Below are 26,165 nucleotides of genomic sequence, written 5' to 3' on the forward strand. Positions count from 1 at the left end.
GTCGAAGCCTAGATCAGCCCTTCTCCAGGTATTCGGCGCGCTCCTCGTCGACCAGGGCGGCCACCGACGCGGCCAACGCCGGGTGCCGGGCCAGCTCCGGATCCTCCTCGACCAGGGCGATCGCCTCGGCACGGGCGTCGCGGATCAGGTCGGCGTCGCGCAGCAGCGAGAGCAGCCGCAGGTGCGAGCGGCGCCCCGACTGGGTGGCGCCCAGGACGTCGCCCTCCCGGCGCTGCTCCAGATCCAGCTCGGCGAGCTTGAACCCGTCGGTCGTGGAGGCCACCGCGTCCAGCCGCTCCCGCGCGGGCGTGCCCTCCAGCGCCTCGCTGACCAGCAGGCAGAGCCCCGGGGCGGACCCCCGACCGACCCGGCCGCGCAGCTGGTGCAGCTGGGAGACGCCGAACCGGTCGGCGTCGAGCACGATCATCACGGTCGCGTTCGGCACGTTGACGCCGACCTCGACCACGGTCGTGGCGACCAGCACGTCGAGGTCGCCGTCGGCGAAGGAGCGCATCACCGCGTCCTTCTCGTCGGGCGGCAGCCGCCCGTGCAGCACGCCGATGCGCAGGCCGTGCAGCGGCCCCTCGGCGAGCAACGGCGCCACCTCGGTGACCGCCATCGGCGGCCGGCGCCCGTTGTCGTCCTCCGCCGGCGGCTCCTCCTCGCTCGCCGGCCCCTCGCCGATGCGGGGGCAGACGACGTACGCCTGGTGGCCGGCGGACACCTCCTCGCGCACCCGGCGCCAGGCCCGGTCCAGGAAGGCCGGCTTCTCGGCGGCCGGGACCACGTGCGAGGCGATCGGCGAGCGGCCCTGCGGCAGCTGGGACAGCGTGGAGGTCTCCAGGTCGCCGTAGACGGTCATCGCCACCGTGCGCGGGATCGGGGTGGCCGTCATCACCAGCACGTGCGGCGGCTGCTCGGCCTTGGCGCGCAGCGCGTCGCGCTGCTCCACGCCGAAGCGGTGCTGCTCGTCGACCACCACCAGGCCGAGGTCGGCGAAGTCGACGCCCTCGTAGAGCAGGGCGTGGGTGCCGAGCACGATGCCGGCGGCGCCGCTGGCGACCTCGGCCAGCGCCCGCCGACGGGCCACCGCGCCCAGCGAGCCGGTGACCAGCTCGACCCGGGTGGCGTCGTCGGCCGCGCCCAGCTCGCCGGCCCGCCCGAGCGGCCCGAGCAGGTCGAGGATGCCCCGGTGGTGCTGCGCGGCGAGCACCTCGGTCGGGGCCAGCAGCGCGGCCTGCCCGCCCGCGTCGACCACCTGGAGCATCGCGCGCAGCGCGACCACCGTCTTGCCGGAACCGACCTCACCCTGGAGCAGCCGGTGCATCGGGTGGGCCGTGGCCAGGTCCGCCGCGATCTCCACCCCGACGTCGCGCTGGCCGGGCGTCAGCTCGTAGGGCAGCCGGGCGTCGAAGGCGTCGAGCAGGCCGCCGGGCCGCGCCGGGCGGGGCCGGGCCGGCGAGGCGGCGGCGCGGTGCTTGCGCTGCACCAGGGTGAGCTGCACGGCGAACGCCTCGTCCCACTTGAGCCGGTGCCGGGCCCGGTAGAGCGCCTCCTTGCTGGTCGGCCGGTGGATCTCGCGCAGCGCCGTGCCGATGCCGCCCAGGTTGCGGCTCGCCCGCAGGGTCGCGGGCAGCGGGTCGTCCGGCGCGGTGAACGTGTCCAGCACCACCCGGACGCAGCGGGCGACCACCCAGGTGGGCACGGCCGCGGCGGCCGGGTAGACCGGGATCAGCGCGCCCGCGAACTCCTCGATCTCCTCGTTGGCCGCCGCCTCGCCGTCGCCGCCCTCGCCGAGCAGGACGTATTCCGGGCCGTTGAGCTGCCGCTTGCCCCGGAACTCGGTGACCTTGCCGGCGAAGAGCCCCCACCGGCCGGGGCGCAGCTCGCGCTCGCGCCAGGCCTGGTTGCCGAAGAAGGTCAGGGCGAGGGTGCCGCCGGCGCCGTCGCCGACCGTCACCTCCAGCAGGTTGCCCCGGCGCTGGCGCATCGGGCGTACGGCGGTGCGCTGCACCTGGGCCAGCACGGTGGCCTGCTCACCGACGTCGAGTGAGCGGATGTCGGTGTGCTCGCCGCGCTCGTCGTAGCGGCGCGGGAAGTGGTAGATCAGGTCGCCGGCGGTGTGCAGGTCGAGGTGCCCGGCGAGGGCCTTCGCGGTCTTCTCGCCGACCAGCTTCTTCAGCGGCGTGTCCATCGTGGACGGCTCGGACGTCATTCGACCCCCACCAGGAGCGGATAGTGCGGCTGCCCGCCCGGGTAGGCCTGCACCTCGACGAACGGCCAGCGCTGCCCGACGTGCTCGCGGACCGCGTCGGCCAGCCCGGCGGGGGCGTCCGCCCCGGAGAGCAGCGTCACCAGCTCACCACCGCCGCCGAGCATCCGGTCGACCACGGCCGCGCAGGTGTCGGCCAGGTCGGAGCCGATCAGGTGCACCTCCCCCTCGACCAGCGCCAGCACGTCGCCGGGGCGGCACGGGCCGGCGACGGTCAGCGCCTCGCGGCGGGCGTAGCAGACCTCGGCGTAGCGGCAGGCCCCGGCCGCCTCGGCCATCGCGATCACGTCGTCGGAGAAGCGTCGCCCCGGGTCGCGCACCGCGAGGGCGGCCAGCGCCTGCACGGGCGAGCGGGTCGGTACCACGCTGACCTTGATGCCGAGCGCGTGCGCCTCCCGGGCGGCGGCGCTCGCCACCGCCTGCGTGTCGGGGTCGTTGGGCAGCACCACCACGCGGGCCGCCCCGGTGACGCGGATCGCGTCCACCAGCTCGCCGATCGACGGGTTGCCGGGCACCACCGTCGCGCCCTCGCCGGCGAAGAGCCCGGCGATGCCCGCGCCGGTGGCCACCACCACGGCGGCCCGCCCGTCCGCCGCCACGGCAGGCGGCACCGGTGCGAGCTGGTCGGCGAAGCGGGTCACCGAGATCCGGTGCGGCCGGCCGGCCACCACGCCCGCCTCGATCGCCGCGCCCACGTCGTTGACGTGCACGTGCACGTTCCAGGTGCCCGTGCCGGCGCTGCCGTCGCCGACGACCACCAACGAGTCGCCCAGCGCGGCCAGCTCGGCGCGCAGCCGGGCCACCTCCTGCGGCCCGGCGTCGAGCAGGTACTGCACCTCGTACGCGTACTCCTCGGAACCGGTCTCGCGCACGGCGTCGGCCGGCGGACGGACGGGGCGCGGCGCGGGCACGGGCCGCTCGGGGCTCTCGCCGGTCACGACCTCGACCAGGGCGTCGAGCAGCAGGCACAGGCCCCGGCCGCCGGCGTCCACCACGCCGGCCCGGGCCAGCGCCGGGAGCTGCTCGGGGGTGCGCGTCAAGGCGTGCGCCGCCCCGCCCGCCGCCGCCCGGGCCACCGCGCGCAGGTCGTCGCTGTCGGCGCGCTCGGCGGCGTGCGCCGCGGCGGCGACGACGCTGAGCAGCGTGCCCTCGACGGGGCGGGCGACCGCGGCGTAGGCGGCGGCCGTGCCGTCGCGCAGGGCGGCGGCCAGCTCGCGCCCCCGCACGGCCGGCACGGCGGCCACGGCGTCGGCGAAGCCACGCAGGATCTGCGACAGGATCACCCCCGAGTTGCCCCGCGCGCCCAGCAGCGCGCCCCGGGCCATCAGCCGCAGCGCGTGCCCGTGCGCGGTGGGCCCGTCCTCCGGCAGGGTGCCGAGGTCCATCGCGAGCGCCTGCTGGGCGGAGGTGAGGGTGAGCACCATGTTGGTGCCGGTGTCGCCGTCGGGCACCGGATAGACGTTGAGGTCGTCGATCTCGCCCTGGTGGCGTTTGAGTGCCACCAGCCCGCCCGCGCACCAACGGCGGACCGCGGCGGCATCGAGGGTGTCCAGCACGGCGAGAAGCCTACTGGCGCGCACCGACACGCGCCGGTGTCGCCGGCACTCGCGCGGCGTGTCCGGCCGTCCGCGCGTACCCGCCGTCCGCGTGGCCCGTCCCAGCGCGCGGCGACGGCGCAGGGGGCGGTACGGTCCGACCTGTGCCGCACCCGTGTCGGGGCGCGACGCGTCGGGCCGGTGGACGAGGGAGCGCGGCGAGGGCGCCGGCTCGGGCCGCCGTCCGGGGCCGGTTGGTCGGCACCCGGACCATCGGGTAACCTGGCCAGGTTGCCCGGGCTGCGCCTGGCGGCGACCTCATGAACGTTTCAATCCCAGGAGTATCCCGTGGCTAGCGTGTGCGACGTCTGTGGCAAGGGACCGGGCTTCGGCCACAACGTGTCCCACTCGCACCGGCGGACCAACCGCCGCTGGAACCCGAACATCCAGTCGGTGCGTACCCCGGCCGGTGGCGGCAACACCAAGAAGTTGAAGGTCTGCACCTCCTGCATCAAGGCGGGCAAGGTCACCCGCGCCTGACGCGGTAGGCCCCACCCTCGTCACTCGTCATTGCCGGCGGGCCGTCACGGCCCGCCGGCTCTGTCGCGTCCGCCGACCGACGCCTCTGCGGCGCACGGCGGGCGTGCAGCGCGACGGGTCGCGGCGCGCGCGTCCCGGCGATCGGGTTACGGCGACGGGTCGGAGCGGCCCGCGACGGGGCCAGCGCGTCCGGGGGACGGGGTCAGAGCGTCCGGGCGAAGGAGATGCAGCCCGGGGCGTCGCGGTAGAAGCCGAAGTTCGGGATCCGCTCGTAGCCGGCCGCCGTGTACATGGCGATGGCCTCGGGCTGCTTGTCGCCGCACTCCAGGACGATCCGCTTGCGCCCGTGCTCCCGCGCGGAGCGCTCCACCGCCGCCAGCACCGCCCGGGCCACGCCCCGGCCCCGGGCCGCCGGCGCGGTGTACATCCGCTTCAGCTCGGCGGTGTCGCCCTCGTCACCGTGGCTGCGCCAGCCGCCACAGCCGACCGGCTCGCCGCCGAGGTGGGCCACGAGGAAGGCCCCGGCGGGCGGCTCGAACTCGCCCGGATCGACCGGGGTCTCGTCGCCGCTGCCGCCGTACCGGGCACCAAGGTCGGCCAGGGCGGCCCGGATCAGCCGCCGCGCCACCGGCGAGTCGAAACGCTCGGCCCGAATCTCGATCTCACTCACGCAGTAAAGGGTACGACGCTGATCGGCCCTTACCGGAAGTGGTCCCAGCCAGCGGGTCCGTCGTACGGGCGCCCGTCGACCGTCACGCCCGAGCCCTCCGCGACCCGCCCGATCGGCCGCCAGTCCGGCGGCAGCGCCACCGCCGACGGGAAGGTCGCGGCCAGCGCGTGGTCGTCGCCCCCGGCGAGGAGCCAGGAGTACGGGTCGACGCCGAGCGCCTGGGCGGCGTCGCGCATCTGCCGGGGCACCTCGAAGGCGTCCCGGCGCACGTCCACCGCGACCCCGCTCGCCTTCGCGACGTGCCCGACGTCGGCGAGCAGCCCGTCCGACACGTCGATCATGGAGGTGGCGCCGAGCCGGGCGGCGTGCGGCCCCGCCGCGTAGGGCACCTCGGGCCGCCGGCAGGCCTCCACCAGCAACCGGGGCGTACGGAAGCCCCGGGTGAGCACGGTCAGCCCGGCCGCCGCGTACCCGATCCGGCCGGCCAGGGCCAGCACGTCACCGGGCCGCGCGCCGGAGCGCGTCACCGGCGGCCGGCCGCCCAGGTCGCCGAGGGCCGTGACCGCGATGGTCAGCGTGGGGCTGGCCGACATGTCCCCGCCCACCACGCTCGCTCCGACCTTCGCCGCCTCGGCGGCCAGCCCGTCGGCGAGTTCCTCGGCCCAGCCGGTCTCCAACTCCGGCGGCATGCAGAGCGCCACCAGCAACGCGGTCGGCTGCGCCCCCATCGCGGCGATGTCCGCCAGGTTCGCCGCCGCCGCCCGGTGGCCGACGTCACGCGCGCCGGACCAGTCCCGCCGGAAGTGCCGGCCCTCCACCAGCACGTCGGTCGAGGCCACGACCCGGGCGTCCGGGGCGGCCACCACCGCCGCGTCGTCCCCGGGACCGAGCAGAACGGTCGATCCGTACGACAACCGGGCGGTCACCCGATCGATCAGGCCGAACTCGCCGACTCCCGCGACACTCATACCGGCCCTCCGCCGCGCTCGCTCACCGCTTCTCCTCGACCACCGATAGGGATCAGACCTGGTCCGTAAGGTACTTTCTCCCTTCGGGCCGCCCCGCAGGCGGCGACGGACGGAGGTCGAGTCGTGGTACAGGCGTACATCCTCATCCAGACGGAGGTCGGCCGCGCGCGCGACGTGGCCGGTCTCATCTCTGACCTTGCCGGCGTGGTGCGCGTCGACGCCGTCACCGGGCCGTACGACGTGGTCGTGCTCACCGAGGCGAACACCGTCGACGAACTCGGCAAACTCATCGTCAGCAAGGTGCAGATGGTGCCCGGCATCACCCGCACCCTCACGTGTTCGGTGGTGCGCCTGTAAGTGGACAAGATCACTGACTCTCCCGTGACCGATTCCGACCAGCCGGACGAGGTGGCCCCCGACCGGCCGGCCCGCGACCGGACGACCCGGGGCGCCGCGCTGATCGCGACGCTGATCGCGCTGCCGGTCACCGTGCTGGTGGGCGCGCTCGCGTTCACCCAACTCTCCCCCGACGAGCGGGCCGATCCGGCCGCCACGCCGAGCGCGACCGCCACGAGTGTCGGCCCGCGCTCCACCGCCCCGGTCGAGATGGCCGCGCCGGCGCTGGCCGAGCGCCCCGCCACGGTCTGCCGGGCCCTGCTCTCCCAGCTGCCGGCCACGGTCAACGACCTCCCGCAGCGCCCGGTCACCGCCGGCCCGGAGCAGAACGCCGCGTACGGCGACCCGGCGGTCACTGTCGCCTGCGGCGGGGCCAAGCCGGCCGTCGACGACACCGACCACGTCTGGACGGTCAACCGGGTCTGCTGGTACGCCAGCGAGGAACGCGACGCCACCGTGCTCACCACCATGGACCGGGAGACCGCCGTCACCGTCCGCGTGCCGCACTTCTACGGACAGGGGTTGCAGTGGGTGGCCCCCGTCTCGGACACGATCGTGGCCTCGGTGCCCTCCGTCGCCGACCCCCCGAGCGGCTGCCGCGCCTGACACCCTCCCGCCCCTGCCTTGCCCCGCGTGCGCGGGCAGGGGCCGGGAAGGGCGTCTTCCTGTGCATCGGTCGCCGGGAAGGTGCCCTTCCCCGCGCGAGCGGCTCAGTGCAGGCCGACGCCGCGGTGCAGGGCGGTGCGGATGAGGCGGTTGACCAGCTTCGGGTACTCCAGGCCGGAGGCCGCCCACATCCGGGGGAACATCGACGTCGGCGTGAAGCCCGGCATCGTGTTGATCTCGTTGAGGTAGACGTCCAGGTCGGGGGTGACGAAGAAGTCGACCCGGGCCAGCCCGGCGCAGTCGAGCGCGGTGAAGGCGCGGACGGCGTACTCGCGGACCTGGCGGGTCACCCGCTCCGGCAGGCCGGCGGGGATGTCGTACTCGCAGGCGGACTCGGAGTCGATGTACTTCGCCTCGAAGTCGTAGAAGTCGTAGTCCCCGACCACCCGGACCTCGGCGAGCACGGACGCCTCCGGCGCCCCACCGGCCTCGCCCTCCAGCACGCCGCACTCGATCTCGCGGCCGACGATCGCCCCCTCGATGAGCACCTTCGGGTCGATCTGCCGGGCGGGGGCGACCGCCGCGTCGAGGTCGGCCCAGTCGTCGACCTTGCTGATGCCGAACGACGAGCCGGCCCGCGACGGCTTCACGAAGACCGGCAGGCCGAGCCGCTCCTTGTCCGCCTCGCTCAGCGTCATGCCGTTGCGCAGCACGGCGTACGGGCCGACAGGGATGCCCTCGGCGGCGCAGAGCTTCTTGGTGAACTCCTTGTCCATGGCGGCGGCGGAGGCGAAGACGTTCGCCCCGACGTACGGGATGCCGGCCATCTCCAGCATGCCCTGGATGGTGCCGTCCTCGCCGTACGCGCCGTGCAGCACCGGGAAGACCACGTCGACGTCGGCGAGCGCCCGGGGCCCCTCGGTGGGGTCGAGCACCATGAGCCCGTTGCCGGTCGGGTCGGCGCGCAGCACGATGTCGGTGCCGGACTCGGCGGTGATCTCCGGCAGCCGGCGCGCGTCGATCGCCAACTGGCCCGGGTCGCCGCTGGTCAGCACCCACTGGCCGGCCCGGGTGATGCCCACCGGCACCACCTCGAACTCGTCCGGGTCGAGGGCGCCGAGGACGCTGCCGGCGCTGACGCAGGAGATGCCGTGCTCCGGGCTGCGGCCACCGAACACGATCGCCACGCGGGTCCTGCCTGGGGTGGTCACTGCGTCACCTCTTCGTACGCGACTGCTCCGGTCGTGGCGCTCACCCGGTTGACCTTACTGTGCGTGGCGGGCGCCGGATGCCGATACCCGGGGACAGCCGAAGCGTCGCGGCATTCGGTCAACAAAGGATATACGTAGCGTTACCACGCACCCGGCGATGCGGGACGGTGACGGCGCCGGACGCCCACTACGCTGCACGTCCTATGAGCGCAGATCCCCTCATCGAGTCCCTGTCGGCGGCCCTGGACGCCCGCCCGGACGACCTGCCGCTGCGGCTGCACCTCGCCGCGCTGCTGCTCGACGCCGGCCGGGCCGGGGAGGCGATCGCGCAGGTCGGGCAGGCGCTCGCCCGGGATCCGGGCAGCGCCGAGGCGCAGGCGTTGATGCAGCGGGCGCTGGCGGGCCCCGTACCGCCGCCGCCCCCGGCGGATCCGCGACCGCCGGCGCGGCGCGCGGCGCCGGACGGGCCCAGCGGCGCCGCGACCGCCGACCACGATCCCCTCGCGGCCTACGAGCAGGAGTTGGCCGACGTGGTGCCGCCGCGCTTCGCCCGCGCCGGCGACGAGCCGGAGCCGGTGGCCGGCGACGCCGACCGGGTGTACGACGTGGAGGCCTCCGGCATCCGGCTGGCCGACGTGGGCGGCATGTCGGCGGTCAAGGAGCGCCTGGAGCTGGCCTTCCTCGGCCCGCTACGCAACCCGGAGCTGCGCAGGATGTACGGCAAGAGCCTGCGTGGCGGCCTGATGCTCTACGGTCCGCCCGGCTGCGGCAAGACGTTCCTGGCCCGGGCGGTCGCCGGGGAGATGGGCGCGAAGTTCATCTCCCTGTCCATCGTGGACGTGCTGGACATGTGGATGGGCAACTCGGAGCGCAACCTGCACGAGCTGTTCCAGGCGGCCCGCCGCAACGCGCCGTGCGTGCTCTTCCTCGACGAGGTCGACGCGCTGGGGCACAAGCGTTCGCAGGTCGGCTCCAGCTCGATGCGGACGCTGGGCAACCAGCTGCTGGCGGAGCTGGACGGGATGGAGGGCAGCAACGAGGGGGTCTTCGTGCTGGCCGCCACCAACACCCCGTGGGACGTCGATCCGGCGCTGCGCCGGCCCGGGCGGCTCGACCGGGTGGTCCTGGTGCTGCCGCCCGACGCCGAGGCACGCCGGTCCATCCTGGAGTACCACCTGCGGGAGCGGCCGATCGCGGGAATCGACCTGCGGAAGATCGTCGCCGCCACGGAGGACTACTCGGGCGCCGACCTGGCCCACCTCTGCGAGACGGCCGCCGAGTTCGCGATGGCCGACTCGGTACGCACCGGCGAGGTGCGGATGATCGAGCACCGGGACCTGGAGCGGGCGGTCAAGGAGGTCCGGCCGTCGACGAAGCCGTGGATGGCCACCGCCCGCAACGTGGCGATGTTCGCCAACGAGGGGGGCGTCTACGACGATCTGGTGGCCTACCTGAAGCGGCGCAGGATGCTGTGACGCTCCCTGCGGCCCCCGGACGGGACGGCCGCCGGACGGACCTTCACCGGAGGGCTGACGCCGGACGGCCCGGCGGGGCGCCGGGCCGCGCCTCCCGCCGGGCCGGGCCGCCTGCCGGACGGTGTTGCGCCCGGCGGGGCCGTCTCCGTCGACCGCACCGCGGGCGGCGTCAGCCGCGCGCGTGCCGCCGGCCGATGGCGATCACCTTGACCCGCTGCCGGCCGGCCCGCACCATGCCCAGCGCCATGAACGCGCCCGCGATCCGGTCGGCCGCCTCCCGGCTGCTCGCCCCGACGACCTGACGGCGCCGCTCGGGGCAGTTGCGTTCGTCGCGGCCGGCGGCCCCGGTCGGCCGCACGTCGGTGAGCACCACCAGGAACCGCGTCATCGGAGCCCGCCGGCGCGGTCGGCGCGGGCCTGTCGAGCAGTACGCACGTCGAATCCCTTCCGGCGAGCGGACCACGGGGCGTGGCACGCGGCGATCGGGTACGGGGGAGAAACCCGATCGCCGCGCGCCCCATCCCCTCCGGTCACTCACCACCACCGTCGCCACGACAACCGGCGGTGAGGACGCGATGACAGACTGACATGTATACAGTCATGAATGCAACTCTCATCGACGCTCTCTCATCTACACCTTCCCGGAAAGATGTGCGACGATCGATGCATGGCTCCCAAGACCGCCCGTGCCCGGCGACTGGGCATCGCGCTGCGTACCCACCGGGAAGCCGCCGGCCTCACGCTGGAGGCGGCGGCGGACGAGATCAGCAGCACCCGCAGCACCCTGTCCCGCTACGAGAACGCGCAGACGCTGGTCAGCCCGGCCACCGTGCGCGCCCTGCTCACCCTCTACGGCGTCGGCGCGGACGAGGTCGCCGCCGCCGTGCAGCTCGCCAAGGACGCGCGCAAGCCCGGCTGGTGGGTGTCGTACTCGTACCTGCTGGACCGGCGCACCATCGACTTCATCGCGCTCGAGGCCGAGGCGACCGGGATCGCCAACTTCGAGCCGTCGGTGGTGCCGGGGCTGTTGCAGACCGCCGACTACATCCGGGGCGTGATGCGGGGCGGCCCGCACACCCTCGGCGACGACGAGGTGGAGCAGCGGGTCCAGTTCCGGCTGGACCGGCAGCAGCGGCTGACCAGCGACCAGCCGCCGATCCTGGACGCGATCATCGACGAGGGGGCGCTGCTGCGACCCGTCGGCGACCGGTCGGTGATGGAGGCGCAGCTGCACCACCTGGTCAAGATGGGCGAGCTGCCCAACATCACCGTCCAGGTGATCCCGCTGGCCGCCGGCTACCACCGGGGCACCCGGGGCTCGCTGCACATCCTGGAGTTCGCGGACCCGGAGGACCCGATCATCGCCTCGGTGGAGACGGTGGCCGGGCAGATGGTCCTCGACCGGCCGGGCGACCTGCGTACCTGCACCAAGATCATGGAGCATCTGCGGACCGTCGCGCTCAGCCCGGCGGCCAGCCGCGACCAACTCCTCCAACTGTTGAAGGGACGGTAGGACCATGACACCGACGATCAGCGCGGCGCTGGCCGTGGCGCGGTGGCGCAAGAGCAGCCACAGCGGCGACGAGGGGGCGTGCGTGGAGATGGCGGTGCTCCCGGGAACGGTCGCCGTCCGCGACTCCAAGGACCCCGACGGCCCCGCCCTGCTCTTCCCGCCGGCCGCGTGGGCCGCCTTCGCCGGGGCGCCGCCCCGGCACTGACCCCTCCTCCGGGGGCGCCGGCGCGCCCGTTGACCACGTCGCGCCGGTGCCTCGCCGGCGACGGTCCCACCGATGGGAGCCGGTGGGGCCGTCGTCCGGCGGGGTTCGGCCCCATGCGACGACCGGCCCTACCGTCCCGCCACCGGGGGGGGCGGCGGAGCGCCCTCGCCCGACGGGGAGGCGGGCGGGTCAGCCCGCGACGACCGGGCGGGGCGCGGGACCCGCCCGCAGCGCCTCCAGCGCCGCGATGGCCACACCCCGGGCGCCGGCCATGTCCCGCTCGGGCACCAGGGCGAAGGTCGCCGACGCGGCCTGCTCCACCCGGAGCACCGTGTGCTCCCGCACCGTCGCGAGGAACCAGTCCCGGAAGTCGGGGGCGGCCTCCACCACCCCGCCACCGACGAAGTACGCGTGCGGATCGGTGAAGTTGGCCGCCACGGTGAAGAGCCGACCCAGCGCCATCGCCTGCTGGGTGAACACCTCCCGGGCCAGCGCGTCGCCGCGCTCGGCGTAGCCACGGACCAGCTTGGCCGCCCGCTCCGGCGCCTCGCCGGCCAGTGGGTGGTCGGGAAAGCGACCCAGCCAGTACGGCAGCAGGTTCCGCCCGATCGCGGTCAGCGACGCCACGCTCTCCACGTCCCCCGCGAAGCCGCAGGCGCACGTGGGCACCGGCTGGTCCGGCGCGAGCAGCCCGGTCAGCGGGATGTGCACGTGCCCCAGTTCGCCGGCCATCCCCGCCGCGCCGGCGACCACCCGGCCCGCCTCGACGACGCCCCCGCCCAGCCCCGTGCCGACGATGGCCGACACCGACGAGCGGCGCATCGCCTCCGCGCCGAAGTGCGTGTGGTGGGCGTAGAGCGCGGCGGCGTTGCCGTCGTTGTGGTAGAGCACCGGCAGGCCGAGCCGCAGCTCCAACGCGGTCCGCACGTCGTAGCCGCGCCAGGCGGGCTGGGAGAAGTTGGTCGACCCCCGGGAGGAGATCACCCCGGTGGCGCTCGCCGGCCCGGGCGTGTCCAGCCCGACCGCGCGCACCGCCGCGCGGGGCACCCCGGTCAGCGCCAGCACCCCGTCGAACGCGCGGGCCAGCGCCTCGATCGCCGCCGCCGGGCCGGCGCGTACCTCGCTCGGGTTCTCCACCAGGCCGTCCACCAGGAAGCGGCCGTCCAGGGTGAGCACGGTGGCGTTGTTGCTGGTGCCCCCGTTGTCCAGCCCGACGACCACCGGCACGTCCGTACCGCCCACGACAACCCGCCTCCCGCCGCCCACGCCTGCCGTGAGGCTAGTGCCCCGCCCCCGGCCCCGCCAGGCAGCGCCCGCCGGCGGTCCCATCGACGGGGCAGCTCGACAGCGCCACGACGCCAGCACCCCGACCGGTCGGGCGCCCTCCCGAGACGGACCGCGGGTCAGCCCGGGCGGCGGGCCGTCACGGCCAGGGCGTCACGGTCGTCGTCCCGGACGACTGCGGGGTGCAGGCCCACGGCGGTCAGCGCCGCGCGCAGCGCGTCCACCTGGGTCTCCCCCGCCTCCACCACCAGGTGCCCGCCCGGGGCCAGCCAGCGCGCCGCGCCCTCGGCCACGCGGCGCAGCACCGCCAGCCCGTCCGGCCCGCCGTCGAGGGCCACCGGCGCCTCGTGCAGCCGCGCCTCCGCCGGCATCAGCGCCACCGCCGCCGTCGGCACGTACGGGCCGTTGGCCAGCACCAGGTCCAGCCGTCCCCGCCAGCGCACCGGCAGCGGGTCGTACAGGTCGCCCTCGAAGACCGGGACGGCCAGCGGGGCGAGGTTGCGCCGGGCGCACGCCACGGCGGCGGGATCCACGTCGGCGGCGGCCAGCCAGCGCGGCGCGAGCCGGCGGGCCAGGGCCACGGTGGTGGCGCCGGAACCGCAGCACAGATCCACCACGGCCGCCGCCGGCCCGGTCACCGCGACGGCGGCGTCGACCAGCAGGGCGGTACGCGCACGCGGCACGAACACGCCGGGGTCGACGGCGATCCGTTCGCCGCAGAACTCGGCCCAGCCGAGCACGTGCTCCAGCGGCAGCCCGGCGACCCGGCGCTCGACCAGGTCGGCCAGCGCCTCGGCCGAGTCGGCGGCGGCGATCAGCAGCTCCGCCTCGTCCTCGGCGTAGACGCAGCCCGCGGCGCGCAGCCGGTGCACGAGAGCGGGCCGGTCGGGGCGGAAGGAGAAGACGGTCATGGGAACCTCCGGGCCCGGCGCGCGGGGTGTCAGCGGCTGGCGTCCAGCGCGGCGGCCACGTCGGCGACCAGGTCCACGGGATCCTCGACCCCGCAGGAGAGCCGGACGAAGCCGGGCGCGGTGTCGTCGCCCCACTGGGCCCGCCGGTCCGCCGTGGTGTGCAGGCCGCCGAAGGAGGTGGCGGCGGCCACGAGCCGGGCCGCGTCGAGGAACCGCGCCACCCGCCCGGCGTCGCCGAGGTCGAAGCAGAGCACCCCCGGGATCCGTCGCATCTGGACCGACGCCACGGGGTGGGCCGGGTCGCCGGGCAGCCCCGGCCAGCGCACGCCGGTCACGTCGTCGCGCCCCGCGAGCAGTTCGGCGAGGGCCCGCGCGTTGGCGGTCTGCCGGGCCAGCCGCAGATCCAGGGTGGCCAGCGACCGGTGGGCGAGCCAGGCGTCGAACGCGCCGGGCACCGCCCCGGTGACGTTCCGCCAGGCGGTGACCGCGTCGCGCAGCTCGGCCGAGCGCGTCGCCACGTAGCCGATCAGCAGGTCGGAGTGCCCGGTCAGGGCCTTCGTCCCGGAGGCCACCACGACGTCGGCGCCCAGGTCCAGGGGACGCTGCCCGAGCGGCGTGGCCGTGGTGTTGTCGACCGCGACCAGGGCGCCGGCGGCGCGCGCCCGGGCGGCCAGCGCCGCCACGTCCGCGACGTCCAGGCCCGGGTTGGCCGGGGTCTCCAGCAGCACCAGGCGTACGCCGTCGAACGCCGGGTGCGGGCCGGCGGTCGGGGCGAGGAGCACCCGTACGCCGATGCCCTCCAGCGTGTCGGCGGCGAAGGCCCGGACGGAGAAGTAGCCGTCCGACGGCAGCACCACGGTGTCCCCCGGCCGCAGCACCGTCAACAGCAGCCCGGTGATCGCGGCCTGCCCGCTGGCGAAGACCCGGCAGTCGCCGCCCTCCAGCTCCCCGACCGCCGCCTCCAGCAGCCGCCGGGTGGGGTTGTCCGGCCGGCCGTAGCCGTCGGGCGCCGCCGCCGGCCCCGCCCACGGGTCCAGGTGGTACGGCGCGGCGAACACCGGCCCGGGCAGGAACGGCTGGCCGGGGGCCGGCTCGGGCAGGCCGGCGCGGACGCAGCGGGTGCCGTCCCGGTCTTCGGTCATGTCCCTCACTCCGGCTTGGTGGTGCGGCTCATCAGGGCCTCGACGGCGAGTCGCGGGTCCATGCCCTCGTGGCAGACCAGCTCGACCTGCTCGGTGATCGGCATCTCCACCGCGTGCGCGCGGGCCAGGTCGCGCAGGGCCAGCGCGCTCTTGACGCCCTCGGCGGTCTGCCGGGTCGCGATGCGGGCCTCCTCCAGGGTCGCGCCCCGGCCGAGGTGCTCGCCGAAGGTGCGGTTGCGGGCCAGCGGCGACGAGCAGGAGGCGACGAGGTCTCCCATCCCGGCCAGGCCGGCGAAGGTGAGCGGGTCGGCGCCCAGGGCGACGCCGAGCCGGGCCGTCTCGGCCAGTCCCCGGGTGACCAGCATGGCCCGGGTGTTGTCGCCGAAGCCCATCGCCACGGCGATGCCGTACGCCAGGGCGATCACGTTCTTCACCGCGCCGCCCAGTTCGCAGCCGATGACGTCGTCGTTGGTGTACGGGCGGAAGTAGGGCGTGGTGATCGAGCGCTGCACCAGCGTGGCCCGGTCGGCGTCGGTGCAGGCGACCACGGTGGCGGCGGGCTGCTCGGCGGCGATCTCCGGGGCCAGGTTGGGGCCGGAGACCACCACCACGCGGTCGGCGTCGACACCGGCGGTCTCCACGATCACCTCGCTCATCCGCCTGGTGGTGCCCAGCTCGATGCCCTTCATCAGCGACACCAGGGTGGCGTCCGGGTGCAGGTGCGCGGTCCACTCGGCCAGGTTGCCGCGCAGCGTCTGCGACGGCACCGCCAGCACCACCTGCTCGGCCCCGGTGATCGCCTCGGCGGCGTCGCCCGTCGCTGTGACCCGCGACGGCAGCAGCACGTCCGGCAGGTACTCCGGGTTGCGCCGCTCGGCCCGGATCGTGTCGGCGACCGCCTGGCGGCGGGCCCAGACGGTGACGTCCCGGCCGGCGTCGGCCAGGATCTTGGCGAACGCGGTGCCCCAGGAGCCGGCCCCCAGGACCGCGACGTGCCCGCTCACGCCGCCGCCCCCGGCCGCCGCTCGCCGGCGGGACGGGCCGGGCGTTCCCACAGTGGGGGCGGGGTGCCGCCCCGGATCTCGGTGAGCATGTCACGAAGGCGCAGCATGATGGTGTCGGTCATCTCCTCGAGGACGGCCTTCGTCGGAGTCGACCCGGCCCACCGGGCCAGGTCGACGGGGGGCCCGGCGACCACGGTCACCGGGATCCGGGGGCGCGGGTCCAGTCGGGACCGGCGCGGGTCGAACATCCGCTCCGGGCCCCACATGACGAGCGGGACCACCGGCGCCCCGGTGGCGAGCGCGAGCCGGGCGGCACCGGTCTTGCCCTTCATCGGCCACAGCTCCGGTTCGCGGGTGATGGTGCCCTCCGGGTAGATCACCACCGCGCCGCCCTGGTCGAGGGCGGCGACGAGGTGGTCCAGCGACCGCACCGCCTCCACGGTGTTGCGCTCGACCGGGATCTGCCGGCACCGGTGCAGGATCCAGCCCATCACCGGGACCCGGAACACACTGGCCTTGCCGAGGAACTGCGGCCAACGGCCGGAGTCGTAGACGAAGTGGGCCGCGACGAGCGGGTCGGCGTGCGAGATGTGGTTCGGCACGATGATCACGCCGCCGTCGCCACGCAGGTGCTCCATGCCGCGCCAGGTGCGCCGGGTCCAGACGGTCAGCACCGGTTTGACCAGCACCACGGCGAACCATTGCCAGAACCCCAGCCTCGGCCGTGCCACCCGCGCCTCCTCGTGCCGCCCCGCCCCGCACCGGGTCCGGACCCGGTGACGCCCCGCAGCGGAAATCATGCCTGCTCGACCCGGGTCCGGCCAGAGAGGGTACCGCCGTACGGCTGGCAGGATGGCGGTGTGAGTCAGCCGAGGTGGACCGTGGTGGTCCCGGTGAAGCGCCTCGCCGCCGCGAAGAGCCGGCTGCGCGGGGCGCTGCCGGCCGTACCGCACGAGGAGCTGGCGCTGGCCCTGGCCGCTGACACGGTCGCCGCGGTGCGGGCCTGTCCGGCGGTCGCCGGGGTCCTCGTCGTCACCGACGACGCCCGCGTGGCCGAGGCCGCCCGCCGGGCGGGCGCCCGGGCACTGCCCGACGCCCCCGGCGCCGGGCTGAACGCCGCCTTCCGGCACGGCGCGGCGGCTGCGGGCGGCGGCTGGGTGGCCGGGCTGACCGCCGACCTGCCCGCGCTACGCCCGGCCGAGTTGGCGGCGGCGCTGCGGGCGGCGCAGGCGGCGCCCCGGGGCGTACGCCGGTTCGTGGCCGACGCCCCCAGCCGGGGCACCGTGCTGCTGGCCGCGCCGCCGGGCGTGGGCCTGGATCCCCGCTTCGGGGTCGGTTCGGCCGCCGCGCACGCCGCGAGCGGGGCGCTCGCCCTCACCGGGGACTGGCCGAGCCTGCGCCGGGACGTGGACACCGCCGACGACCTGGCCGCGGCGGCCCGGCTCGGGCTGGGGCCCCGCACGGCCGCGCTGGCCGCCGCCGGCTGCGCGGCCTGAGGGCGTGTAGCGTGCGGGGCATGCAGGGCACGGTGGCCACCTACGACGCGGCGACCCGCAGCGGGACGCTGCTCCTCGACGACGGCACCGAGTTGGCCTTCCCGGCCCGGGCGTTCGACGCCTCCGGGCTGCGGCTGCTCCGCCTCGGTCAGCGGTTGCGCGTCGACACCGACGCCGCCGGCGAGGTGGTCCGGGTGACATTGCCGACGATGGCCTGAGCGGCTGGCCGAAGTTCATTTTGCGTTAACCGCATCCGGGTGATTATGGGCGGGTGAGCACCCCTCGCAAGCCCTCCGCCAACCGCCCGCACACCGACCCCGCCGCACCCCGCAACGGCGCCCGGTCCCGCGGCGCCGACGGCCGGTTCCACGCCGACCCGGCCGCCGCGACCCCGGAGGAGGCGCCCGCCGCGCCTCCTGGGAAGGCGACCGCCGCGACCCCGGGCGACACGCCCGCCGCGACCCCCGGGGCAGCGCCCGCCGCGACCGGCACGGCCGACGTCGCCGGTACCGGCGGTGCGGCCGCCTCCGCCGGGCTGGAGGAGGTGCTGGACGCGGCGCCGCCCGCCGAGGCGCCGGCGCCCGACCTCGTCGACGGGCCGCCCCCGCCGGAGCCGCTGCCGGAGGACCGCTTCCTCAACCGGGAGCTCTCCTGGCTCGACTTCAACGCCCGGGTGCTGGCGCTCGCCGAGGACCCGCGCACGCCGCTGCTGGAGCGGGCCAAGTTCCTGGCGATCTTCGCCAGCAACCTCGACGAGTTCTACATGGTGCGGGTCGCGGGGCTCAAGCGCCGGCTCCAGGCCGGCCTGCCGGTACGCGGCGGCGACCGGATGCCGCTGCGTACCCAGTTGGAGCTGGTCGCCGGCAAGGCCGCGACGCTGGTGGCCCGGCACTCGGCCTGCTTCACCGACGACGTGCTGCCGAAGCTGGCCGCCGAGGACATCCGGATCCTGCGCTGGGCCGAACTGGACGACCCCGAGCGGGAGCGGCTGCGCACGTACTTCCGGGAGCAGATCTTCCCGGTGCTGACCCCGCTGGCGGTGGACCCGGCGCACCCCTTCCCGTACATCTCGGGGCGGTCGCTCAACCTCGCGGTGGCGGTCCGCGACCCCGACGGCGGCTCGGAGTTCTTCGCCCGGGTCAAGGTGCCGAACAACGTGCCCCGCTTCGTCCGGGTGCACCGTGGCCTGCCGGGCCTGCGGATGCTGCCGGTGGAGGACCTGATCTCGGTGCACCTGGGGCAGCTCTTCTCCGGCATGCAGGTGGTCGAGTGCCACCTGTTCCGGGTCACCCGCAACGCCGAGGTGGAGGTCGACGAGGACCGCGACGAGGACCTGCTCCAGGCGCTGGAGCGGGAGCTGGCCCGGCGCCGGTTCGGCCCGCCCGTGCGGCTGGAGGTGGCCGCCTCGGTCTCCGAGCACGTGCTCGAGCTGCTCGTCCGCGAGCTGGACATGCACGACCAGGAGGTGCTGCGGGTGCCCGGCCTGCTCGACCTCTCCGCGCTCTGGCAGCTCTACAACGAGGCCGACCGGCCGGACCTGAAGGATCCGCCGTTCGTGCCGGCCACCCACCCCCGGCTCACCGAGGGCGAGGTGCCGCGCAGCGTCTTCGCGACCCTGCGCGACGGGGACATCCTGGTCCACCACCCGTACCACTCGTTCGCCACCAGCGTGCAGCGCTTCATCGAGCAGGCCGCCGCGGACCCGGACGTGCTGGCCATCAAGCAGACCCTCTACCGCACCAGCGGCGACTCCCCCATCGTGGACGCGCTCGTCGACGCGGCGGCCGCCGGCAAGCAGGTGGTGGTGCTCGTCGAGCTGAAGGCGCGCTTCGACGAGGTGGCCAACATCGGCTGGGCGCGCACGCTGGAGCGCGCCGGCTGCCACGTCGTCTACGGCCTGGTCGGGCTCAAGACGCACTGCAAGACCGCCCTGGTCGTACGCCAGGAGGGCAACCAGATCCGCCGCTACTGCCACATCGGCACCGGCAACTACCACCCGAAGACCGCCCGGCTCTACGAGGACTTCGGCATGCTCACGGCCGACCCGGAGATCGGCGCCGACCTGACCGACCTGTTCAACGTGCTGACCGGCTACAGCCGGCAGACCGCGTACCGGCGGCTGCTGGTGGCGCCGCAGGGCATCCGCAGCGGGCTGATCGAGCGCATCGAGCGGGAGATCGCGCACGTCCGGCTGGGCATGCCCGGGCTCGTGCAGATCAAGGTGAACTCGCTGGTCGACGAGGAGATCACCGACGCGCTCTACCGGGCCTCCCGCGCCGGCGTCCACGTCGACCTGGTGATCCGGGGCATGTGCACGCTGCGCCCGGGGGTGCCCGGCCTGTCGGAGAACATCCGGGTCCGCTCGATCCTGGGCCGGTTCCTGGAGCACTCCCGGATCTTCCGGTTCGGCAACGACGGCGACGCCGAGTTCTGGATGGGCTCGGCCGACCTGATGCACCGCAACCTGGACCGCCGGGTCGAGGCGCTGGTGCGGGTGAGCGATCCCGTCGCCCGCGCCGAGCTGGACCACGTGCTGACCGCCGCGATGAGCCCGGACGTGGACGCCTTCGAGCTGGCACCGGACGGCACCTGGAGCCGGCGTACCGGCACGGCCGACGAGCCGCGGGTCCACCTCCAGGAGTTGTTGCTGCGTCGCGTCGGTGGCACGGCGGGCTGACCCGTACGCGCATAGGCTGACCAGATGCTGGATGAGCGGGACGCGGCCGGCCCCGGTCGGAGCTGGCCGACCGCAGGCGGCGACGCGAGGCCGCCGGTCCGGGCGGCGGGCGGTGTCGTGTGGCGTCCCGCCGGCGACCCCGGGCCGGCCGACGGGCACGCGCGCGGCGGGGTGCTGGTCTGCCTGGTGCACCGGCCCCGCTACGGCGACTGGTCGCTGCCCAAGGGCAAGCTGGAACGCGGCGAGCATCCGCTGCTCGCCGCCGTCCGGGAGGTGGCCGAGGAGGCCGACGTCCGGGCGGTGCCGCAGGTACGGCTGCCGACCGTGCGCTACCGCAGCGAGGGCCGCCCGAAGGTGGTCGACTACTGGTCGATGCGGGCGGTGGCCACCGGCGGCTTCCAGCCGGCCACCGAGGTCGACGACGTGCGCTGGCTGGGCGTCGACGAGGCGGTCCGGCTGGTCAGCTACCCGCACGACGCCGAGGTGCTGGCCGCGTTCGCGGCCCTGCCGACGGTCACCGGGACGGTGACGCTGGTCCGGCACGCCCACGCCGGCAAGCGGGCCACCTGGTCCGGCCCCGACACCGCCCGGCCGCTCGACGCGCAGGGCTGGGCGCAGGCCCACGCGCTCGCCCCGCTGGTGGCGCTGTCCCGCCCGGGACGCCTGCTGTCGGCGTCGGCCCGCCGCTGCGTACAGACCCTCGATCCGGCGGCGGCGCTGCTCGACCTGCCGATCGAGGTCGACGGCGACCTGGACGAGCCGCGCCCCGGCCAGCACCCCGACGAGTGCACGCTGGCCGCCGCCGCCCGCCTGGCCGCGCTGGCGGCCACCGGGGAGCCCGCCGCGGTGTGCAGCCAGGGCAAGGTGATCCCGGGCGCCCTGGCCAAGCTCAGCGGGCGGCCGGACGACCTCACCACGCCGAAGGGCGGCGGCTGGCTGCTCGCCTTCGCGGGCGACCGGCTGCTCGCCCTCGACCGCCTCTGACACGGATCAGGCCGCCCTCGACCGCCTCCGACGGGGACGACGCGGAAGCGGGTCACCGGCCGGGCCGCCCCGGGACGGCACGGACGCGGGCGCGTGCGGGCGGGTCAGCCCCGGGGCAGGGTCAGGGTCACCGCGACCGGCAGGTGGTCGCTGGCCGTCCCGGGCGGGGCCGCCGCCTCGCCGGCCGTCAGGTCGGGCGTGACGAAGACGTGGTCGATCTGCTGGCGCGGGGCGTCGGCCGGGCTGGTCGGCAGGGGACGGGCGGCGGCCAGCGCGTCGACCAGACCCGCCCGGGTGAACTCCGCGAACGCCGGGTCGCCCGGCTCGGTGTTCAGGTCGCCGGCGACCACCAGGGGCCGGCCGGCCGCGTACCGCACGGCGAAGTCGGCGACCGCGCGGGCCTGGACCACCGGATCCTCGCCGGGCGGCGGTTGCAGGTGGGTGGCGACCACCGCGAGGCGGACGTCCTCGCTGAAGTCGACCGTGATCCCGAGCGCCTGCGCCCCGGTGGGCGCGCCGACCGCCGGCAGCGGCCGGGTCCGCGCCGCGTCCAGGGGCCACCGGCTCAGCACGGCGTCGCCCCAGAGCGGATCGGCGGCCGGCGCGAAGACGTACGGCATGTCCAGCCGCTCGGCCAGCAGGTCGAGCGTGTCGTGCCCGCCGTTGAGCAGCCAGCCCCGGTCCACCTCGCTGAGTGCCACGACGTCGGCCCCCGCGGCGGCGCGCGCCAGCGCGTCCGGGTCGAAGCGGCCGTGGATCCCGAACCCCATCCGGACGTTGTACGCCACCACCCGCACCGTCTCCGGCGGTCCGTCCCGGTTGCTGGCGGACAGCAGCTCGTCGCTGGCCACCGCCGCCAGCAGCGTCAGTACGGCGGCCGAGGCGGCCGTCCACACCGGCGGCAGCGACGGGCGGAGCGGACCCGGGGCCGGACGACCGGCCGCGCCACCCGCCCGGGCGGGGCCGCGCGGAGGGGCGGGCCGGGTCGCCAGCGCGACGGCGGCGACCAGCACCGCCACCGCCACCGGCACCCCCGCGTTGGGGTGGCCGAGGTCGTACGCGGCGTAGTAGGCCACCGCCGCGACGGCGAAGACGAGCATCCCGGCGGTGGCGGCGTACCCGCGCCGCCCGGCCGCCCGTGCCGGGTCCTGCCCGCCGCCGTCCTGGGCCCGGCCCTGCCCGCCGCCATCGCCCTGGGCCGGGTCCTGTCCGCCGTGGTCGGGACCCGGGGCGCCGGTGGCGTCGGTGCCGCCCCGGGTCCCGCCGTCGGCCGCGCCGGCCGACGCCAGGCACGCGCCGAGGCCGACGGCACTGAGCAGGACGGCCGGCAGCAGCAGCTCCCCGCGTTCGAGGGCGACGAGGACGGCCCCGACGACCAGCGCCACCGGCCCGAGCCACCGCCAGGCACCCCGGCGGGGCGACGCCAGCGCGGCGAGCAGGAACCCGCCGACGGCCACGGCGAGCGGGGCGGCGCCGAACAGCGGCACCGTGGCCACCCCCACCGCGTCGGCGGGGTCCGAGCGCAGCAGCCCGAACTGGTACGACGTCGCCGTCCGGGCGACCGCCGGGGAGAGCGCCACCATGCCGGCCAGCAGCAGCGCGGGCCCGGCCAGCAGCCAGCTCCGTACGCCGCCCGGGCCGGCCGCCGACGCGGGCCGCGCCTGCCCGGCCAGGAAGAGGCCCGAGACCGCGACGGCGGCGAGCCACGCCGGCCAGTCCCCGAAGAACGCCGAGCGGTACGTGTCCAGCGCCGTATGCAGCAGGGCGCCGACCGCCAGCCCGAGGGCCAGCCCGGGTACGGGGCGGTCGGTGGTGGCGGCGGCGCCGGCGAGCCAGACCAGCCCGGCGAGCAGCCCGGCCGTGGCGAGCCAGAGCTGGAGGGGCCCGCCCGGCTGGCCGTTGACGGCGAGGCGGGCCACGACCAGCAGCACCGCGGCGGTGAGCGTGACGGGGCGGGCGCCGACCCGGCGGATCAGCGCGGGCGCGGCCAGGGCGAGCAGGAACCAGCCGAACGCGAAGGCCCCCAGCAGTTCGGCGGGGGTCGAGGCGGCCTGCCCGAAGATGGTGATGACCGCCGGCAGGAAGACGCGCAGGACGTCGACCAGGAGCACGACGCCGAGGGCGAGGGTGACGGTGGGGAAATGGCGGTAGCGCACCGGGGGGCTGCCTTTCGCCGACCGGAAGGGGTGCGGCGATTCTGCGGGCGGGGCACCGTCCCGGTCAACGGTCGGGGGCGGACACGACGAAGGGCGTCCACCGGCCGGTGGACGCCCTTCGTCGTACCGCTGGGCTCAGCGCTTGGCCGCGGCCTTCTTGGCCGGGGCCTTCTTCGCGGTGGTCTTCTTGGCCGCCGCGCTCTTGCTCGCCGTCGTGGCGGTCTTCTTCGCCGCCGTGGCCTTCGTCGCCGCGGTGGTCTTCTTCGCCGGGGCGGCCTTGGTGGTCGCGGTCTTCTTCGCCGCGGTGGTCTTGGTCGCCTTCGCCGCGGGGGCCTTCTTGGCCGCCGTGGTCGCCTTGGCCCCGGTCGCCTTCGCGCCCGCCGCCTTGGCTCCGGTGGCCTTGGCTCCAGTGGCCTTCGCCCCGGTCGCCTTGGTCCCGGTGGCCTTGGCCCCGGTGGCCTTCGCCCCGGTCGCCTTGGCCCCCGTCGTCTTGGCCGCCGCCGTGGTCTTGGCGGCGGACGTGGTCTTGGCGGCGGCCGCCGTGCTCTTCTTCGCCGCCGCCGTGGCCTTCGGCACCTTGCCGCTGGCCACCATCTCCTTGAACCCGGCGCCGGGACGGAAGGTCGGGACGGATGTCTTCTTGACCTTCACCGCCTCGCCGGTCCGCGGGTTGCGCGCTGTTCGGGCGCCCCGGACGCGCTTTTCGAACGCTCCGAATCCGGTGATCGCCACCTTCTCGCCCTTGGTGACCGCCGCCTGGACCTCAGCGAGGACCGCGTCGAGCGCGGCCGTCGCCGTCTTCCGGTCCCCCAGGCGAACGGCGAGCGCCTCGATGAGCTCGGCCTTGTTCACGACTTCCTCCCGATTGTGCAACTGACTCGACGCGAGCCATTCTGCGCGCACCGTATGCCCTGTGCTGCCGGGACACAAACATTCGGTCGAAAAAAGCCCTTGTGTCGTAACGGATTCGCCCCCACCGGTGAGACCGGTGGGGGCGGAAACCGCTGTGCGATCGGGCGTACGGCTATGCGACCGAGGGCAGGAACGGCGGCCGACCGGCCTCGAAGGCACTGATCTGCGCCTCGTGGCGGAGGGTGAGTCCAATGTCGTCCAAGCCCTCCAGCAACCGCCAGCGGCTGAAGTCGTCCAACGGGAACGACCAGGTGGCCTCCCCGAGACGCACCTCGCGGGCGGTCAGGTCGACCGTGACCGGAGTGCGCGGGTCGGCCTCCACCCGGTCCCAGATCTCCTCGACCGCCTTCAATTCCAGCTCGACCGGGAGCAGACCCTCCTTGAGGGCGTTGCCGCGGAAGATGTCGCCGAAGCGGGGCGAGATCACGGCGCGGAAGCCCCAGTCGCGCAGCGCCCAGACGGCGTGCTCCCGGGAGGAGCCCGTGCCGAACTCCGGACCGGCCACAAGAATCGACGCACCCGAATGGGCGTGATCGTTGAGGACGAATTCCGGGTCCTCGCGCCAGGCGCTGAACAAGCCGTCCGCGAAACCGGTCCGGGTCACCCGCTTGAGGTACACGGCGGGGATGATCTGATCGGTGTCCACGTTGGACCGCCGCAGCGGCACGGCGGTGCCCGTGTGGGTGGTGAACCTCTCCATCTGGGTGCCCTTCTACAGGTCGGCGGGAGCGGCCAGCCGGCCCGCCACGGCGGTGGCGGCGGCGACCGGCGGGGAGACCAGGTGGGTGCGTCCGCCCCGGCCCTGGCGGCCCTCGAAGTTGCGGTTGGAGGTGGAGGCGGAGCGCTGCCCCGGCGAGAGCGTGTCGGGGTTCATGCCGAGGCACATGGAGCAGCCGGCGAAGCGCCACTCGGCGCCGGCGTCGGTGAAGACCTTGTCCAGCCCTTCCGCCTCCGCCGCCTCGCGCACGGCGGCGGAACCGGGCACGACCAGCATGCGTACCCCGTCGGCGACCCGGTTGCCGCGCAGCACGTCGGCGGCGGCCCGCAGGTCCTCCAGCCGGCCGTTGGTGCAGGAGCCGACGAAGACCACGTCGACCGCGAGGTCCCGCAGCGGGGTGCCGGGGCGCAGGTCCATGTACTCCAGCGCCCGCCGGGCGGCCGTCCGCTCGGCCTCGGTGCCGAACTCCTCCGGCGTGGGCACCACCGCGCCCAGCGGCGCGCCCTGACCGGGGTTGGTGCCCCAGGTGACGAACGGGGTGACGGCGCCGGCGTCCAGGGTCACCTCGGCGTCGAAGGTCGCGCCCTCGTCCGTGGGCAGGGTCCGCCACCACTCGACCGCCGCGTCCCAGTCGGCGCCCTTCGGCGCGTTGGGCCGCCCCTTCAGGTACGCGAAGGTGGTCTCGTCCGGCGCGATCATGCCGGCCTTGGCGCCCCACTCGATGGACATGTTGGCGATCGTCATCCGCCCCTCCATGGACAGCGACCGGATCGCCTCGCCGCGGTACTCGACGATGTGCCCGCGCCCGCCGCCCGTGCCGACCTGGGCGATCAGCGCGAGGATCAGGTCCTTGGCGGTGACCCCCGGGGCGAGCCGCCCCGTCACGTTCACCGCCATCGTCCTCGGCCGGGCCTGCGGCAGCGTCTGGGTGGCCAGCACGTGCTCGACCTCACTCGTGCCGATGCCGAACGCGAGCGCGCCGAACGCGCCGTGGGTGGCCGTGTGCGAGTCGCCACAGACGATGGTCATGCCGGGCTGGGTGACGCCGAGCTGCGGGCCGATGACGTGCACGATGCCCTGGTTCTCGTCGCCCAGCGGGTGCAGTCGCACGCCGAACTCGGCGCAGTTGCGCCGCAGCGTCTCGATCTGCGTACGCGAGGTGGGGTCGGCGATGGTGAGCAGGTCGCCGCGCCGCTGCCGGAACGACGGGTCGGCGTACCCCGTCGGGGTGTTGTGGTCCTCCGTCGCGAGCGTGAGGTCGGTGCGGCGCACGCGGCGCCCGGCGAGGCGCAGCCCGTCGAAGGCCTGCGGGCTCGTCACCTCGTGCAGCAGGTGCAGGTCGATGAAGAGCAGATCGGGCTCGCCCTCGGCGGACCGTACGACGTGCGCGTCCCAGACCTTCTCGGCCAGGGTCCTCGGCTCGGCAGTAGTGACTCCCACCATCTGGACATCCTAAATTCTGGGAGGTAAGTTTCGGCTTGTGGGACACA

The 26,165-nt window shown here is 75.3% G+C and carries 25 protein-coding genes; 10 read left to right on the forward strand and 15 right to left on the reverse strand.

All coding sequences use genetic code 11. From position 1 onward, the window contains the following. Positions 1-13: 13 nt before the first annotated feature. Positions 14-2,215: an ATP-dependent DNA helicase RecG gene (recG, locus tag GA0070610_RS20695; RefSeq protein WP_089001575.1), complete on the reverse strand. Its 2,202-nt coding sequence runs from the start codon at positions 2,213-2,215 to the stop codon at positions 14-16. Continuing rightward, the gene (locus GA0070610_RS20700) at positions 2,212-3,828 is read right to left on the reverse strand and encodes a DAK2 domain-containing protein (protein ID WP_089001576.1); all 1,617 of its coding nucleotides are present in this window, start codon (positions 3,826-3,828) and stop codon (positions 2,212-2,214) included. The genes recG and GA0070610_RS20700 overlap by 4 nt, the downstream gene beginning before the upstream one ends. Positions 3,829-4,155: 327 nt before the next feature. Here GA0070610_RS20700 and rpmB point away from each other — a divergent pair, with 327 nt between their 5' ends. Continuing rightward, positions 4,156-4,347 (forward strand): 50S ribosomal protein L28, encoded by a 192-nt coding sequence (gene rpmB / locus GA0070610_RS20705; RefSeq protein WP_011905179.1) that lies wholly within the window; start codon positions 4,156-4,158, stop codon positions 4,345-4,347. A 202-nt stretch (positions 4,348-4,549) separates the two neighbouring features. Here rpmB and GA0070610_RS20710 read toward each other — a convergent pair whose 3' ends face one another. Both GA0070610_RS20710 and GA0070610_RS20715 read right to left on the reverse strand, forming a co-directional pair. Then, the gene (locus GA0070610_RS20710) at positions 4,550-5,017 is read right to left on the reverse strand and encodes a GNAT family N-acetyltransferase (protein ID WP_089001577.1); all 468 of its coding nucleotides are present in this window, start codon (positions 5,015-5,017) and stop codon (positions 4,550-4,552) included. Positions 5,018-5,046: 29 nt separating this feature from the next. Continuing rightward, positions 5,047-5,985 (reverse strand): thiamine-phosphate kinase, encoded by a 939-nt coding sequence (locus GA0070610_RS20715; RefSeq protein ID WP_089001578.1) that lies wholly within the window; start codon positions 5,983-5,985, stop codon positions 5,047-5,049. A 123-nt stretch (positions 5,986-6,108) separates the two neighbouring features. On the opposite strand from GA0070610_RS20715, the gene GA0070610_RS20720 reads away from it, so the two are divergent. Continuing rightward, positions 6,109-6,342: an Lrp/AsnC ligand binding domain-containing protein gene (locus GA0070610_RS20720; RefSeq protein ID WP_089001579.1), complete on the forward strand. Its 234-nt coding sequence runs from the start codon at positions 6,109-6,111 to the stop codon at positions 6,340-6,342. After that, entirely contained in the window at positions 6,343-6,987 is a 645-nt protein-coding gene (locus GA0070610_RS20725) for a DUF3515 family protein (RefSeq protein WP_089001580.1), read from the forward strand. It abuts the gene before it with no gap. 104 nt (positions 6,988-7,091) lie between these two features. Here GA0070610_RS20725 and GA0070610_RS20730 read toward each other — a convergent pair whose 3' ends face one another. Continuing rightward, entirely contained in the window at positions 7,092-8,198 is a 1,107-nt protein-coding gene (locus tag GA0070610_RS20730; RefSeq protein ID WP_089001581.1) for a D-alanine--D-alanine ligase family protein, read from the reverse strand. A 203-nt stretch (positions 8,199-8,401) separates the two neighbouring features. Between GA0070610_RS20730 and GA0070610_RS20735 the strand changes: the two genes are divergently transcribed. Next, positions 8,402-9,673, forward strand: coding sequence for an ATP-binding protein (locus GA0070610_RS20735; protein WP_089001582.1), 1,272 nt, complete (start codon positions 8,402-8,404; stop codon positions 9,671-9,673). 169 nt (positions 9,674-9,842) lie between these two features. Here the strand turns inward: GA0070610_RS20735 and GA0070610_RS20740 are convergent, their stop codons facing one another. Further along, entirely contained in the window at positions 9,843-10,061 is a 219-nt protein-coding gene (locus GA0070610_RS20740) for a hypothetical protein (protein WP_089001583.1), read from the reverse strand. A 279-nt stretch (positions 10,062-10,340) separates the two neighbouring features. On the opposite strand from GA0070610_RS20740, the gene GA0070610_RS20745 reads away from it, so the two are divergent. Then, the gene (locus GA0070610_RS20745) at positions 10,341-11,186 is read left to right on the forward strand and encodes a helix-turn-helix domain-containing protein (RefSeq protein WP_089001584.1); all 846 of its coding nucleotides are present in this window, start codon (positions 10,341-10,343) and stop codon (positions 11,184-11,186) included. A gap of 4 nt (positions 11,187-11,190) precedes the next feature. Beyond that, entirely contained in the window at positions 11,191-11,391 is a 201-nt protein-coding gene (locus GA0070610_RS20750; RefSeq protein WP_089001585.1) for a DUF397 domain-containing protein, read from the forward strand. 189 nt (positions 11,392-11,580) lie between these two features. Here GA0070610_RS20750 and GA0070610_RS20755 read toward each other — a convergent pair whose 3' ends face one another. The 5 genes from GA0070610_RS20755 to GA0070610_RS20775 form a co-directional block, all read right to left on the reverse strand. After that, positions 11,581-12,633, reverse strand: coding sequence for an ROK family protein (locus GA0070610_RS20755; RefSeq protein ID WP_089001586.1), 1,053 nt, complete (start codon positions 12,631-12,633; stop codon positions 11,581-11,583). 161 nt (positions 12,634-12,794) lie between these two features. Next, positions 12,795-13,586: a putative protein N(5)-glutamine methyltransferase gene (locus GA0070610_RS20760; RefSeq protein ID WP_089001587.1), complete on the reverse strand. Its 792-nt coding sequence runs from the start codon at positions 13,584-13,586 to the stop codon at positions 12,795-12,797. Between the two features lie 29 nt (positions 13,587-13,615). Next, positions 13,616-14,728, reverse strand: coding sequence for a cystathionine gamma-lyase (locus tag GA0070610_RS20765; RefSeq protein WP_089001588.1), 1,113 nt, complete (start codon positions 14,726-14,728; stop codon positions 13,616-13,618). 5 nt (positions 14,729-14,733) lie between these two features. Then, positions 14,734-15,732, reverse strand: coding sequence for an NAD(P)H-dependent glycerol-3-phosphate dehydrogenase (locus GA0070610_RS20770; RefSeq protein ID WP_089003633.1), 999 nt, complete (start codon positions 15,730-15,732; stop codon positions 14,734-14,736). Then, positions 15,729-16,463 carry a lysophospholipid acyltransferase family protein gene (locus GA0070610_RS20775; protein ID WP_089001589.1) on the reverse strand — a complete coding sequence of 245 codons (735 nt, stop codon included), beginning with the start codon at positions 16,461-16,463 and terminating at the stop codon, positions 15,729-15,731. The genes GA0070610_RS20770 and GA0070610_RS20775 overlap by 4 nt, the downstream gene beginning before the upstream one ends. A 129-nt stretch (positions 16,464-16,592) precedes the next feature. Between GA0070610_RS20775 and cofC the strand changes: the two genes are divergently transcribed. From cofC to GA0070610_RS20795, 4 genes are read left to right on the forward strand one after another with little or no spacing between them, the layout of a single operon-like run. Then, on the forward strand, positions 16,593-17,228 hold the full coding sequence (gene cofC / locus GA0070610_RS20780; protein WP_089001590.1) for a 2-phospho-L-lactate guanylyltransferase: 636 nt from the start codon (positions 16,593-16,595) through the stop codon (positions 17,226-17,228). Positions 17,229-17,248: 20 nt separating this feature from the next. Then, positions 17,249-17,446 carry a cold-shock protein gene (locus tag GA0070610_RS20785; RefSeq protein WP_172896566.1) on the forward strand — a complete coding sequence of 66 codons (198 nt, stop codon included), beginning with the start codon at positions 17,249-17,251 and terminating at the stop codon, positions 17,444-17,446. Positions 17,447-17,499: 53 nt separating this feature from the next. Continuing rightward, positions 17,500-19,905 carry an RNA degradosome polyphosphate kinase gene (locus tag GA0070610_RS20790; protein WP_089001592.1) on the forward strand — a complete coding sequence of 802 codons (2,406 nt, stop codon included), beginning with the start codon at positions 17,500-17,502 and terminating at the stop codon, positions 19,903-19,905. Positions 19,906-19,929: 24 nt separating this feature from the next. Continuing rightward, positions 19,930-20,889 (forward strand): NUDIX hydrolase, encoded by a 960-nt coding sequence (locus GA0070610_RS20795; RefSeq protein ID WP_089001593.1) that lies wholly within the window; start codon positions 19,930-19,932, stop codon positions 20,887-20,889. A gap of 104 nt (positions 20,890-20,993) precedes the next feature. Here the strand turns inward: GA0070610_RS20795 and GA0070610_RS31720 are convergent, their stop codons facing one another. The 4 genes from GA0070610_RS31720 to leuC all read right to left on the reverse strand — a co-directional run bounded on the left by GA0070610_RS31720 (position 20,994) and on the right by leuC (position 26,118). After that, positions 20,994-23,045, reverse strand: a complete 2,052-nt coding sequence (locus tag GA0070610_RS31720; RefSeq protein WP_089001594.1) for an endonuclease/exonuclease/phosphatase family protein — start codon at positions 23,043-23,045, stop codon at positions 20,994-20,996. Between the two features lie 135 nt (positions 23,046-23,180). After that, a complete protein-coding gene (locus GA0070610_RS20805; RefSeq protein ID WP_172896567.1) occupies positions 23,181-23,897 on the reverse strand; it encodes an HU family DNA-binding protein in 717 nt (238 codons plus the stop codon). Positions 23,898-24,069: 172 nt separating this feature from the next. Next, positions 24,070-24,657: a 3-isopropylmalate dehydratase small subunit gene (leuD, locus tag GA0070610_RS20810; RefSeq protein WP_089001596.1), complete on the reverse strand. Its 588-nt coding sequence runs from the start codon at positions 24,655-24,657 to the stop codon at positions 24,070-24,072. 12 nt (positions 24,658-24,669) lie between these two features. Beyond that, on the reverse strand, positions 24,670-26,118 hold the full coding sequence (gene leuC / locus GA0070610_RS20815; protein WP_089001597.1) for a 3-isopropylmalate dehydratase large subunit: 1,449 nt from the start codon (positions 26,116-26,118) through the stop codon (positions 24,670-24,672). Positions 26,119-26,165: the final 47 nt, after the last annotated feature.

Origin of the sequence: Micromonospora echinofusca (genome assembly GCF_900091445.1) — a bacterium.
GTDB classification, from domain to species: domain Bacteria; phylum Actinomycetota; class Actinomycetes; order Mycobacteriales; family Micromonosporaceae; genus Micromonospora; species Micromonospora echinofusca.

Excerpts from the sequence above, each read along its gene's own strand:
- recG (WP_089001575.1), bottom strand. The coding sequence starts at position 2,215 with ATGACGTCCGAGCCGTCCACGATGGACACGCCGCTGAAGAAGCTGGTC.
- GA0070610_RS20715 (WP_089001578.1), bottom strand. The coding sequence starts at position 5,985 with ATGAGTGTCGCGGGAGTCGGCGAGTTCGGCCTGATCGATCGGGTGACC.
- GA0070610_RS20735 (WP_089001582.1), top strand. The coding sequence starts at position 8,402 with ATGAGCGCAGATCCCCTCATCGAGTCCCTGTCGGCGGCCCTGGACGCC.
- GA0070610_RS20740 (WP_089001583.1), bottom strand. The coding sequence starts at position 10,061 with ATGACGCGGTTCCTGGTGGTGCTCACCGACGTGCGGCCGACCGGGGCC.
- GA0070610_RS20745 (WP_089001584.1), top strand. The coding sequence starts at position 10,341 with ATGGCTCCCAAGACCGCCCGTGCCCGGCGACTGGGCATCGCGCTGCGT.
- GA0070610_RS20750 (WP_089001585.1), top strand. The coding sequence starts at position 11,191 with ATGACACCGACGATCAGCGCGGCGCTGGCCGTGGCGCGGTGGCGCAAG.
- GA0070610_RS20760 (WP_089001587.1), bottom strand. The coding sequence starts at position 13,586 with ATGACCGTCTTCTCCTTCCGCCCCGACCGGCCCGCTCTCGTGCACCGG.
- GA0070610_RS20765 (WP_089001588.1), bottom strand. The coding sequence starts at position 14,728 with ATGACCGAAGACCGGGACGGCACCCGCTGCGTCCGCGCCGGCCTGCCC.
- GA0070610_RS20785 (WP_172896566.1), top strand. The coding sequence starts at position 17,249 with ATGCAGGGCACGGTGGCCACCTACGACGCGGCGACCCGCAGCGGGACG.
- GA0070610_RS20795 (WP_089001593.1), top strand. The coding sequence starts at position 19,930 with ATGCTGGATGAGCGGGACGCGGCCGGCCCCGGTCGGAGCTGGCCGACC.
- leuD (WP_089001596.1), bottom strand. The coding sequence starts at position 24,657 with ATGGAGAGGTTCACCACCCACACGGGCACCGCCGTGCCGCTGCGGCGG.
- leuC (WP_089001597.1), bottom strand. The coding sequence starts at position 26,118 with ATGGTGGGAGTCACTACTGCCGAGCCGAGGACCCTGGCCGAGAAGGTC.